A 12,523-nucleotide genomic window follows, 5' to 3' on the forward strand; every position below is an offset into this window, starting at 1 on the left:
AGAGGGGGAAACGGTTGCTCACGGTTTCCTAACGAGCGAGAGTCCTACGACTCCGACTCCCCACGGATGACGGCGAGTACTCCATCCAGCTCATCCGGTTTGACCAGGACGTCCCGCGCCTTGGACCCCTCGCTGGGCCCGACGATGTTCCGCGACTCCATCAGGTCCATCAGACGGCCCGCCTTGGCGAAGCCCACGCGCAGCTTGCGCTGGAGCATCGACGTCGAGCCGAACTGTGTGGTGACGACCAGCTCGGCGGCCTGGCACAGCAGGTCCAGGTCGTCGCCGATGTCCTCGTCGATCTCCTTCTTCTGCTTCGTACCGACCGTGACGTCGTCCCGGAAGACCGGCGCCATCTGGTCCTTGCAGTGCCGTACGACCGCCTGGACCTCTTCCTCGGTGACGAAGGCGCCCTGCATACGGATGGGCTTGTTGGCCCCCATGGGCAGGAAAAGGCCATCACCCTTGCCGATGAGCTTCTCGGCGCCGGGCTGGTCCAGGATGACCCGGCTGTCGGCGAGCGACGAGGTGGCGAAGGCGAGCCGGGAGGGGACGTTCGCCTTGATCAGGCCGGTGACGACGTCGACCGACGGCCGCTGGGTGGCGAGCACCAGGTGGATGCCGGCGGCCCGGGCCAGCTGGGTGATGCGGACGATCGCGTCCTCGACGTCCCTCGGCGCGACCATCATCAGGTCGGCCAGCTCGTCCACGATGACCAGCAGATACGGATACGGCTGGAGCTCGCGTTCGCTGCCCTCCGGCGGCTTGACCTTCCCGGCCCGTACGGCGGCGTTGAAGTCGTCGATGTGCCGGTACCCGTACGCCGCGAGATCGTCGTAGCGCAGGTCCATCTCCCGCACCACCCACTGGAGTGCCTCGGCGGCCCGTTTGGGGTTGGTGATGATCGGCGTGATCAGGTGCGGGATGCCCTCGTACGCGGTCAGCTCGACCCGCTTGGGGTCGACCAGCACCATCCGTACGTCCTCGGGGGTCGCCCTTATCATCACCGAGGTGATCAGGCAGTTGATGCACGACGACTTGCCGGAGCCGGTGGCACCGGCGACGAGGACGTGCGGCATCTTCGCCAGGTTGGCCATCACATAGCCGCCCTCGACGTCCTTGCCGAGCGCGACCAGCATCGGGTGGTCGTCCTCGGCGGCGTCCGCGAGGCGCAGCACGTCGCCGAGGTTGACCATCTCGCGGTCGGTGTTCGGAATCTCGATTCCGACGGCGGACTTGCCCGGGATCGGCGAGATGATCCGTACGTCGGGGCTGGCGACGGCGTACGCGATGTTCTTGGTCAGCGCCGTGATCCGCTCGACCTTCACGGCCGGGCCGAGCTCCACCTCGTACCGGGTGACCGTCGGGCCGCGCGTGAAGCCCGTGACGGCCGCGTCGACCTTGAACTCGGAGAAGACGGTCGTCAGCGACGCGACGATGGCGTCGTTGGCCGCGCTGCGCGTCTTGCCGGGGCCGCCGCGCTCCAGCAGGTTCAGCGACGGGAGGGCGTACGTGATGTCCCCGGCGAGCTGGAGCTGCTCGGCACGCGCCGGCAAGCCCTCGGGCTCGTCGCGCACGGGAGCGGGCTTGGTGAGGTCGGGGACGAGACCGCCGGGCGTCTCCGCCTCCCGCGCGGACGGTACGGAGCCGGCGTCACCGCCCCGGGCCGGACGGCCGCCCCGGCCGCCCCGCGCCTTCTGCACGTCCTGCTCGCGGTCGCCGGTCACGTCCCGCGTCAGGTCGGCGACCAGCGGCGAGGGCGGCATGCCGTTCAGCACGGCACCGTCCAGCGACGCTGCCGCGGCCGCGGCGACGTCCACGGCATCCATGGGCCGGTCGAAGTCCGGAGCGGCGGGGGCGGCAGCGGCCTTCCGGGGCCGCCTGCGGCGGGTGAGGGCCTCTTCCTCGGCGTCCTCGGGGTCGTACACGCGGGGCTGCGCACCGGCCCGCCGCGACCGGGCGGGCAGTGCCTCGCGCCACTGGTCGTCGTACCTCTCGTCGTCCTCGCCCAGGTCCCGTACGCCGGGCTCGACGAGGCCCAGCCGCACGCCGAGCGCCCTCAGCCGCTGCGGGATGGCGTTGACGGGCGTGGCCGTCACGACGAGGAGCCCGAAGACGGTGAGCAGCACCAGCATCGGTACGGCGAGCACCTCGCCCATCATGAAGATCAGCGGCTTGGAGGCGCTCCAGCCGATCAGGCCGCCCGCGTCCCGCACCGCCTCGCTGCCCAGGTCCCGCCCGGGCGAGCCGCACGCGATGTGGACCTGGCCGAGTACGCCGATGACGAGCGCGGACAGCCCGATGACGATCCGCCCGTTGGCCTCGGGCTTCTCGGGGTGGAGGATCAGCCGGATGGCGATCGCGCCGATGAGGAGCGGGACGAGCAGGTCGAGCCGGCCAAAGGCACCGGTCACGAGCATCTCGACCAGGTCGCCGACCGGACCCTTGAGGTTGGCCCAGGTGCCGGCGGCCACGATCAGGGCGACGCCGAGCAGCAGCAGGGCGAGACCGTCCTTGCGGTGCGCCGGGTCGAGACCCTTGGCGCCGCGCCCTATGCCCCGGAACATGGCGCCGACCGCGTGCGCGAGGCCCAGCCACAGCGCGCGCACCAGCCGGTAGACGCCGGCGGTCGGCGACGGTGCCGCTTTGGGCGCGGCCTTCTTCGCGGGCGCCCTCCTGGCGGGCGCCTTCTTCGCGCCCCTGGCGGCGGGCTTCGCCGCCTTCACGGGCACGGTCTTCTTCACGGGAGGCTTCCCCGCGGCGGCCTTTGCCGCGTTCGCAGCGCCAGTTGTACGGCCGGCGCGCGGCTTCGCGGTGCCCGCCGTGCCCTGGGAACCCTTGCCGGACGTACGTGAGGCCATGGTGGTGAGGTTACCGGTGTGGGGCGCGGTGGACACGTGTGCCCACCGCTTCACCCGTTCGTGTCGTCCAGGAAAGGGCGCGGAGCTGACGCCCGCTCAACCGACAGGCTGCCCGTGCCACCTTTCCCGTGGCTAACGGTCAGTTCTGCGCCGGGAGCGTGTGCGAGCCGCCGCCGCCCGCGCCCGGTTCGAGGGCGTCCAGCGCCCTGCGCAGCCCGGTGAGCTTGCGCTCCAGGTGCGCGGCGGTGGCGACGGCCGCGGCGTCCGCCGAGTCGTCGTCGAGCTGCTTGGACAGCGCCTCCGCCTGCTCCTCAACTGCCGCGAGGCGCGCGGAGAGTTCCGCCAGGAGACCTGCGGACTCCTTGACGGCTCCGCCCTGGCCGCCACCCTCGAGTTGGAGCCGTAGCAGCGCGGCCTGCTCGCGCAGCTGACAGTTCTTCATGTACAGCTCGACGAAGACCGAGACCTTGGCGCGCAGCACCCAGGGGTCGAAGGGCTTGGAGATGTAGTCGACGGCCCCGGCCGCGTACCCCCGGAAGGTGTGGTGCGGACCGTGGTTGATCGCCGTCAGGAAGATGATCGGGATGTCCCGTGTCCGTTCCCGACGTTTGATGTGCGCGGCGGTCTCGAAACCGTCCATACCTGGCATCTGGACGTCCAGCAGAATGACCGCGAAGTCGTCCGTCAGCAGCGCTTTGAGTGCTTCCTCCCCTGACGATGCCCGCACCAGCGTCTGATCGAGCGCAGAGAGGATGGCCTCCAGCGCCAGCAGATTCTCCGGTCGGTCATCGACCAGGAGGATCTTGGCCTTCTGCACCATGGCCCGTCCTCCTCGCCCCGGCAGTTGGCCGGGCGCCGCCCCAGGGGACGACTCCCTTGCGCCGTCCGTCCTTGTGCCGGTCATGGTAGCCGCACCCCGCCTGTCACCACACCCTGTCACCGCGATGTCACTGTGCACGTAGCAGAAACGCGGTGGGCGACCAGAAGGTTCCCCGAATACCGCCCTCTCACACGCTTTCGACCACAGTCAGTCAGCAACTCGTCAGGTTTCCACCCTTTTCCGCTCACTCTCCGCTCATCCACTGCTCCATCACCGAGAGCAGATGATCCGGATCCACCGGCTTCGTAACGTAATCGGAAGCGCCCGACTCGATCGCCTTCTCCCGGTCGCCCTTCATCGCCTTCGCGGTGAGCGCGATGATCGGCAGACCGGCGAACTGCGGCATCCGGCGGATCGCCGTCGTCGTCGCATAGCCGTCCATCTCGGGCATCATGATGTCCATCAGTACGACCGTCACATCGTCGTGCTGCTCCAGGACTTCGATGCCCTCACGGCCGTTCTCCGCGTACAGCACCGACAGCCCGTGCTGCTCCAGCACGCTGGTGAGCGCGAAGACATTGCGGATGTCGTCGTCGACGATCAGCACCTTCTCGCCGTGGAACTCGAAACTGCGCCTCGGCTCGCTCGCCTCCTGCCCGGCCGCCGCCCACGCGTCCGACGCCCCGGAGCCACCCGAGGCCCCAGCAGCCCCTGACGCCCCGGCGCCACCCGCCGCCCCGGAAGTCCCCATGGCTCCGGCGGGCTGACCCGCCTGACCCGCCTGACCCGCCTGACCCGCCTGACCCGCCTGACCCGCCTGACCCGGCTGGACGGGGTGACCCGGCAGCGCGGTCCGCTGGTCCGCCGCGCCCAGCGCCGCCCTCCGGCGGTGCCGGAACAGGGCCCCGGCGCCCGAGCGCCGCTCCGAGCGCTCCGGACCGGGACCCGAGGCGGGCAGCCCGTGCACGTCCAGCGCCCCCTCCTCGGCGCCCGGGTGGAGCTCCGCGCCGGGCCCGTGCCCGTAGCCCTGCGGCGGCAGCTCGCTCGGGTGCAGCGGCAGGTACAGCGTGAAGGTGGAGCCGCGGCCCGGCTCGCTCGCCGCGTGGATCTCGCCGCCCAGCAGGCGGGCGATCTCCCGGCTGATCGACAGCCCCAGGCCCGTACCGCCGTACTTGCGGCTGGTCGTACCGTCCGCCTGCTTGAACGCCTCGAAGATCACCCGCATCTTGCTGGCGGCGATCCCGATCCCGGTGTCCGTCACCGAGAAGGCGATCAGGTCACCCTCCGGGTCACGCAGCGAACCGGCCTCCAGCAGCTGTTCGCGGATCGACTGCGGCACGTCCGCCTTGGCCGGCCGGATCACCAGCTCGACCGCCCCGCTGTCGGTGAACTTCACCGCGTTCGACAACAGGTTCCGCAGCACCTGGAGCAGCCGCTGCTCGTCGGTGTGCAGCGTGGCGGGAAGCTCCGGGGAGACCCGTACCGAGAAGTCGAGCCCCTTCTCCGCGGTCAGCGGCCGGAAGGTCGCCTCCACGTAGTCGACGAGCTGCACCAGCGCGATCCGGGTCGGGCTGACATCCATCTTGCCCGCCTCGACCTTCGACAGGTCCAGGATGTCGTTGATCAGCTGGAGCAGGTCCGAGCCCGCTCCGTGGATCGTCTCGGCGAACTCGACCTGCTTGGGCGACAGGTTCCCGTCCGCGTTGTCCGCCAGCAGCTTCGCCAGGATGAGCAGCGAGTTCAGCGGCGTACGCAGCTCGTGCGACATGTTCGCCAGGAACTCGGACTTGTAGCGCATGGAGACGGCGAGCTGCTCGGCCCGCTCCTCCAGCACCTGCCGCGCCTCTTCGATCTCGGTGTTCTTCACCTCGATGTCGCGGTTCTGCTGCGCCAGCAGCTCGGCCTTCTCCTCCAGCTCGGCGTTGGAGTCCTGGAGCGCCTTCTGGCGGCTCTCCAGTTCGGCCGACCGCTCCCGCAGCTGCTCGGTGAGCTCCTGCGACTGCTTCAGCAGCACCTCGGTCTTGGTGTTGACGCTGATGGTGTTGACGCTCGTCGCGATCATCTCGGCGATCTGGTTGAGGAAATCGCGCTGGATCTGGGTGAAGGGCTGGAACGACGCCAGCTCGATCACCCCGAGGACCTTCCCCTCGAACAGCACCGGCAGCACGATCACATGCGCCGGGGCCGCCTCACCGAGCCCGGAGGAGATCTTCAGGTAGCCCGGCGGCACATTGACCTGGATGGTCCGCTTCTCCTCGGCCGCCGTACCGATCAGCGTCTCGCCGGGCCGGAAGGAGGTGGGCATCGCCCCGGACGAGTAGCCGTAGCTGCCGCGCATGACCAGCTCGTACGAGCCGACCTCGTCCGCCCCGATCTCGCCGCCGGCACCCGTCGGCATCGCCAGGAAGAACGCGCCGTGCTGCGCCGAGACGACCGGGGTCAGCTCGCTCATGATCAGCGAGGCCACGTCGTCGAGGTCGCGCCGGCCCTGCATCAGACCGGAGATCCGGGCCAGATTGCCCTTGAGCCAGTCCTGCTCCTCGTTGGCGAGGGTGGTGTCACGCAGGTTGGCGATCATCGTGTTGATGTTGTCCTGAAGGACCTGGATCTCGCCCGCCGCGTCGACATCGATCTTGAGGTTGAGGTCGCCGCGGGTGACCGCCGTGGCGACGGCCGCGATGGCGCGCACCTGCCGGGTGAGGTTCCCGGCCATCTCGTTCACCGACTCCGTCAGGTCGCGCCAGGTGCCGTCCACGTCCCGTACGCGGGCCTGGCCGCCGAGGATGCCCTCCGTGCCCACCTCGCGGGCGACCCGGGTGACCTCCTCCGCGAAGGACGACAGCTGGTCGACCATCGTGTTGATGGTGTTCTTCAGCTCCTGGATCTCACCACGGGCATCGATGTCGATCTTCTTGGTGAGATCACCCTTGGCGATGGCGGTGGTGACCGTGGCGATCTGCCGCACCTGACCGGTCAGGTTGGACGCCATCGAGTTCACCGACTCGGTCAGGTCCTTCCACGTACCGGAGACACCGGGCACCCGGGCCTGACCGCCCAGTTCCCCCTCCGTACCCACCTCGCGCGCCACTCGCGTCACCTCGTCGGCGAACGAGGACAGCGTCGTCACCATCGTGTTGACCGTGTCGGCCAGCTCGGCGACCTCGCCGCGCGCCTCGACCGTCACCTTCTTGGTCAGATCGCCGTTGGCGACGGCCGACGACACCCGGGAAATGTTCCGCACCTGCGAGGTCAGGTTGTTGGCCATCACGTTGACGTTGTCGCTCAGGTCCTTCCAGATGCCGGTGACGCCCCGCACCCGGGCCTGACCGCCGAGGATGCCCTCCGTACCCACCTCACGGGCGACGCGCGTCACCTCGTCGGCGAAGTTCGACAGCTGGTCGACCATCGTGTTGACGGTGGTCACCAGGTCCAGGATCTCGCCCCGGGCGTCGACGGTGATCTTCTTGGACAGGTCGCCCTTCGCGACGGCCGTGGTCACCTCGGCGATGTTGCGCACCTGGGAGGTGAGGTTGTTCGCCATCGAGTTGACGGACTGGGTCAGGTCCTTCCAGGTGCCGGAGACGCCCTGCACCTCCGCCTGACCGCCCAGGATGCCCTCGGTACCCACCTCGCGGGCCACCCGGGTCACCTGCTCCGCGAAGTTGGAGAGCTGGTCGACCATCGTGTTGAGGGTGTTCTTCAGCTCCAGGATCTCGCCCCGCGCGTCCACGTCGATCTTCTGCGACAGGTCACCGCGCGCCACGGCGGTGGCGACCTGCGCGATGTTCCGCACCTGGGCGGTGAGGTTCCCGGCCATGCCGTTCACCGAGTCCGTCAGGTCGCGCCACACACCGGCGACACCCGGCACCTGCGCCTGTCCGCCGAGCCGCCCGTCCGTACCCACCTCGCGGGCCACCCGGGTCACCTGCTCCGCGAACGCGGAGAGCTGGTCGACCATCGTGTTGATGGTGTTCTTCAGCTCCAGGATCTCGCCCCGCGCGTCCACGTCGATCTTCTGCGACAGGTCACCCCGCGCCACGGCCGTCGTCACCTGCGCGATCTGACGCACCTGCGAGGTCAGGTTGCCGGCCATGAAGTTGACGGAGTCGGTCAGCTCCTTCCACGTACCGGAGACCCCCGGTACGCGCGCCTGACCACCGAGCCGCCCCTCCGTACCCACGTCCCGCGCCATCCGCGTCACCTGATCGGCGAACGACGACAGCTGCGCCACCATCGTGTTGACGGTGTTCTTCAACTCCAGCATCTCACCGGCCACATCGACGGTGACCTTCTGCGACAGGTCACCGTTCGCGACCGCCGTCGTCACCTGCGCGATGTCCCGCACCTGGCCGGTGAGGTTGCGGAACGCCGTGTTCACCGAGTCGGTGAGGTCCTTCCACGTCCCCGCCGCACCCGGCACCTCGGCCTGACCGCCCAGCCGGCCCTCGACGCCCACCTCCCGCGCCACACGGGTCACTTCGGAACCGAATGCCGAGAGCTGGTCCACCATCGTGTTGACGGTGTTCTTCAACTCCAGCATTTCACCCGCGACATCGACGGTGACCTTCTGCGACAGGTCACCGTTCGCGACCGCCGTCGTCACCTGCGCGATGTCCCGCACCTGGGTGGTCAGGTTCCGGAAGACCGTGTTGACCGAGTCGGTCAGGTCCTTCCACGTCCCCGCCGCACCCGGCACCTGCGCCTGACCGCCCAGCAGCCCCTCGGCGCCGACCTCGCTCGCCACCCGCGTCACCTCGTCGGCGAACGTACGCAGCGTCTCGGTCATCTGGTTGATCGTGTCCGCCAGCTGCGCGACCTCGCCCCGTGCGCTCACGGTCACCTTCTGCGACAGGTCGCCGTTCGCGACGGCCGTCGTCACCTCGGCGATACCGCGCACCTGGGAGGTGAGGTTCCCCGCCATCGTGTTGACGGAGTCGGTCAGGTCCTTCCACACACCGGCCACGCCCGGCACCTCGGCCTGGCCGCCCAGCTCACCCTCCGTACCCACCTCACGCGCCACCCGCGTGACCTCGGAGGAGAACGACGACAGCTGGTCCACCATCGTGTTGACGGTGTTCTTCAGCTGGAGCATCTCACCGGCCACATGGACGGTGACCTTCCGCGACAGATCACCCTTGGCGACCGCCGTCGTCACGAGGGCGATGTCCCGCACCTGAGCGGTCAGCCGGTACGCCATGGTGTTGACCGAGTCGGTCAGGTCCTTCCACGAACCCGACATACCGCGCACCTGCGCCTGGCCACCCAGCTTGCCCTCGGTACCGACCTCCAGCGCCACCCGCGTCACCTCGTCGGTGAACGCGGACAACTGGTCGACCAGGTTGTTCACCGTACGGGCGACCTTGAGGAACTCCCCCCGCAGCGGCCGCGCCGACCCGTCCGCACCCTCCGAACGCAACTCCATCCGCTGGTCGAGGTCACCCTCCGCAACCGCTGACAGCACCCGACCGACCTCGGAGACCGGCCGGGTCATGTCGTCCACCAGCGCGTTCGCGGCCTCGATGGCCTGCGCCCACGCGCCCTCGCTGGCCCCGACCTCCAGCCGCTCGGACAGCTTGCCCTCCCGCCCGACCATCCGCCGGACCCGGGACAGCTCCCCGGTCAGATGCAGCTTCCGATCGGCGACCTCGTTGAAGACGGCGGCGATCTCCGCCATCACCCCGTCACCGGTCACGGTCAGCCGCCTGCGGAAATTACCGTCCCGCATCGACACCAGGGCCGCCAGCAGCCGGTCCAGGGCAGCGGCGTCCACCTCGACGGTCCCACCACTCCGGGGCCGTCCGCCCTTCGCGCGCGTGCTACCGCCCCGCGCCGTCACGCCAGACTCCACCGTGTCCCTCCCGAAGGGGTTGACCGTACTGCTCGGGCATTGCCGCTTCCCACTGCCGCGGGAAGCCTTCCCAGTGTTTCACCACGACAGAACCAGGCCATAACAGTTCGGCAGCTTCGCATAACGTCCCCGTCCTCGGGGGACGGAAACAGCGGTGACCACCATCCGCCCGGACAGCGAAGGTAAGTAACCTGGCATCCGGCTGTCCAACCGCCCCGGTCCGCCCGGCAGGGGCGGCGCGACGCTGTACGACCACCGGGCACCGGGGAGGGGCAGGGCCGATCATGGCAGAGCCGGGCGTCGAGACGTGTACGAGGAGTTCTGTGATCACCGCTCGGGCGGCCGCCACCTTCGAACCCGTGGGACGGTCCGTGGCGACCGCCCGGGCCTTCGTCCGGGACACCCTCCAAGGCTGGGGGTACACCGACGTCGTCGACGACGCCGTGGTCCTGACCAGCGAACTCGTGACGAACGCCGTCATCCACGCCGGCACGGCCGCCGACGTCCTGTGCCTGCGCACGGAGAACGGCGTACGCATCGAGGTCGCCGACCGCTACCCGGAGCGCGAGGTCCCCCTCCAGGGCACCAGCCGGTCCCTGAGCAATCCGGACAGCGAGAACGGCCGCGGACTGCTCCTGTGCGCCGCCCTGGCCTCCCGCTGGGGGGTGGAGTACTCCCCCACCCGCAAACACGTCTGGTTCCAGCTCGATCTTCCTGAGCGCCCGGTCGGCACCCGCTCCGCCGGCCCCGTCCTGCCGACCGACCTCCTCCCCGTCGCCGACGACCGGGTCCGGGTCGCCGTCGCCCAGATCGACCGCAGCGGCGCCATCACCGCATGGAACGAGGACGCCGAGCACCTCTTCGGATACGCGGCCGACCAGGTCCTCGGCAAGCCGCTGGGCGACTTCGCCGCCTGGCCGCACACTCCCGGCATCGGCACCGGCATCGCCGAGGCCCTCCGCCTCTCCCGCTGGGAGGGCAGCTACGGCATCCGCGGCACCGACGGCCGGGTCATCCCCGTCTACGCCTCCCACCTGCGCGTCCGCGACACCCAAGGCGAGCCGTCCACGGTCTGCCTCCTGGTACGGGACTACGAACGAGCCGTGCTCCAGTCCCCGCCCCGCACCCCCGTGGACTCCAGCAACGAGAGCCGCACCACCGACCCCTTCGAGGTCTTCATCGGCTCCCCCGCCCCCGACGACCTCGACGGCCTCCTCCAGCGCACCGTCGAGCGCGCCCGCGACATGCTGGACGGCGACGCCGCCTTCCTCCTGCTCGCCACCGACGACGAGACCGAGCTGGAGGTACGGGCGACCACCGGCCTCCCCTCAGCCCGCCAGCGCTTCGCCCGCGTCCCCGTGGAGGCCGCCGGCACCGGCCGCTACTCCTCCGCCCGCATGCCCGCCGTCCACGAGGACCTCTCCGCCGTCCCCGGCTCCGTCCCGCTCCTCAACGGCACCGGCATGCGCTCCGTGGTCACCGTCCCCCTCAAGGTCGAGGGCCGCCTCACCGGCTCCCTCGGCGTCGCCGCCGAAGCCGCGGGCCGGTACTCCAACGAGGAGGCCCTCCGTCTCCAGTTCGCCGCCGACCGCATCGCCCTGGCCGTCGAGTCCGCCCGCCTCGGCGAGCTCGAACGCCTCCGCCGCGGCTCCCTCAGCTTCCTCGTCGAGGCCTCCGACCTGCTCGCCGGCACCCTGGACCGCGACCAGACCCTGGCCCTGATGGCCCAGATGACGGTCCCCACCCTGGCCACCTGGTGCGCCGTCTACACGATCGCCGACCCGACCTCGGAGCCGTACCTCTCCTACGTCCTCCACGAGGACGAGGAGCGCATCGACGGCCTCAAGGCCCTCCTGTCCAAGATCGCCCCACCCGAGCCGGTCCCGTCCCCCGGGGCCCGCGTCTGGACGGCACCCGCCGACGCCGCCCACCAAGCGGCCCTGCGCACCTCCATGCGCGAGCTGGGCCTCGCCTCCTCCCCCGTCTCCTCAGGGATCGGTACGACGCTGGCCACGGCCGCCGCGGTGGGCGGCGAGACCGTCGTCCTCCCCCTGGTCGCCCGCAACCGCGTCATCGGCATGCTGACCCTCGGCAAGCCCTCCGACGACCACTTCCGCCAGGAGATCCTGGAGCTCGCCGAGGACCTCTCCCGCCGGGCCGCCCTCGCCCTGGACAACGCCCGGCTGTACTCGGAGCGCATGGCCATCAGCCAGTCCCTCCAGCGCAGCCTGCTGCCCCCGGGTCTCCCCCAGATCCCCGGCGTCGAGGTCGACGTCATCTACCGCGCTGCCGGCGAGGGCAACGAGGTCGGCGGCGACTTCTACGACCTCTTCCCGATCCGCGACAACGCGTACGGCTTCGCCATCGGCGATGTGTGCGGTACGGGCCCGGAAGCGGCCGCCGTCACCGGCCTCGCCCGCCACGCCCTGCGCCTCCTGGCCCGCGAGGGCTTCGGCGGCCCGGCGGTCCTGGAGCGCCTGAACGCCGCGATCCTCGACGAGGGCGCCCGCAGCCGCTTCCTCACCCTCCTGTACGGCGAGCTGTGGCCCCAGGAGGACGGCAGCGCCCTTCTCAAGGTCGTCTGTGCCGGCCACCCGCTCCCGCTGCGCCTCCGCCAGGACGGCACGGTGGAACCGGCCGCCGAACCGCAGCCGCTCCTCGGCGTCATGGACGACCTCGAGCTGTACGAGCAGACGGTCACCCTCGACCCGGGCGATGTCCTCCTGTGCGTCACCGACGGCGTCACCGAGCGCCGCGAGGGCAGCCGCATGCTGGGCGACGACGGCCTCGCCGAAGTCCTCACCACATGTACGGGCCTGACGGCCGGCGCGGTCACCGCCCGCATCATGCGCGCGGTCGAACGCTTCGCCGCGGAACCGCCTTCCGACGACATGGCCATCCTCGCGATGCGCGTCCCGGGGCGCTCCTGTGGACCGAGGAGGTCGTCACCGCGCCCCGCCGCCCAGCATTGCCGCCGCCGTCTGCATCGGGGTG

4 protein-coding genes are annotated in these 12,523 nt (G+C 70.2%); 1 reads left to right on the plus strand and 3 read right to left on the minus strand.

Features of this window, described 5'->3' with window-relative positions:
• Positions 1-44: 44 nt before the first annotated feature.
• The 3 genes from ABT360_RS29835 to ABT360_RS29845 all read right to left on the minus strand — a co-directional run bounded on the left by ABT360_RS29835 (position 45) and on the right by ABT360_RS29845 (position 9,529).
• Complete coding sequence (locus ABT360_RS29835) at positions 45-2,861, minus strand: DNA translocase FtsK (protein ID WP_444852348.1); 2,817 nt, start codon at positions 2,859-2,861, stop codon at positions 45-47.
• Between the two features lie 139 nt (positions 2,862-3,000).
• Positions 3,001-3,681 carry a response regulator gene (locus ABT360_RS29840; RefSeq protein ID WP_351823224.1) on the minus strand — a complete coding sequence of 227 codons (681 nt, stop codon included), beginning with the start codon at positions 3,679-3,681 and terminating at the stop codon, positions 3,001-3,003.
• A 244-nt stretch (positions 3,682-3,925) separates the two neighbouring features.
• Positions 3,926-9,529: a hybrid sensor histidine kinase/response regulator gene (locus tag ABT360_RS29845; protein WP_351823227.1), complete on the minus strand. Its 5,604-nt coding sequence runs from the start codon at positions 9,527-9,529 to the stop codon at positions 3,926-3,928.
• A 284-nt stretch (positions 9,530-9,813) separates the two neighbouring features.
• Here ABT360_RS29845 and ABT360_RS29850 point away from each other — a divergent pair.
• A partial coding sequence (locus ABT360_RS29850; protein ID WP_351823230.1) for a SpoIIE family protein phosphatase occupies positions 9,814-12,523 on the plus strand: 2,710 nt, incomplete at its 3' end.

This window comes from Streptomyces sp. NPDC000229, assembly GCF_040300825.1.
Lineage (GTDB): Bacteria > Actinomycetota > Actinomycetes > Streptomycetales > Streptomycetaceae > Streptomyces.

Coding starts and splice junctions, on each gene's coding strand:
- ABT360_RS29835 (WP_444852348.1), bottom strand. CDS start 2,861: ATGGCCTCACGTACGTCCGGCAAGGGTTCCCAGGGCACGGCGGGCACC.
- ABT360_RS29840 (WP_351823224.1), bottom strand. CDS start 3,681: ATGGTGCAGAAGGCCAAGATCCTCCTGGTCGATGACCGACCGGAGAAT.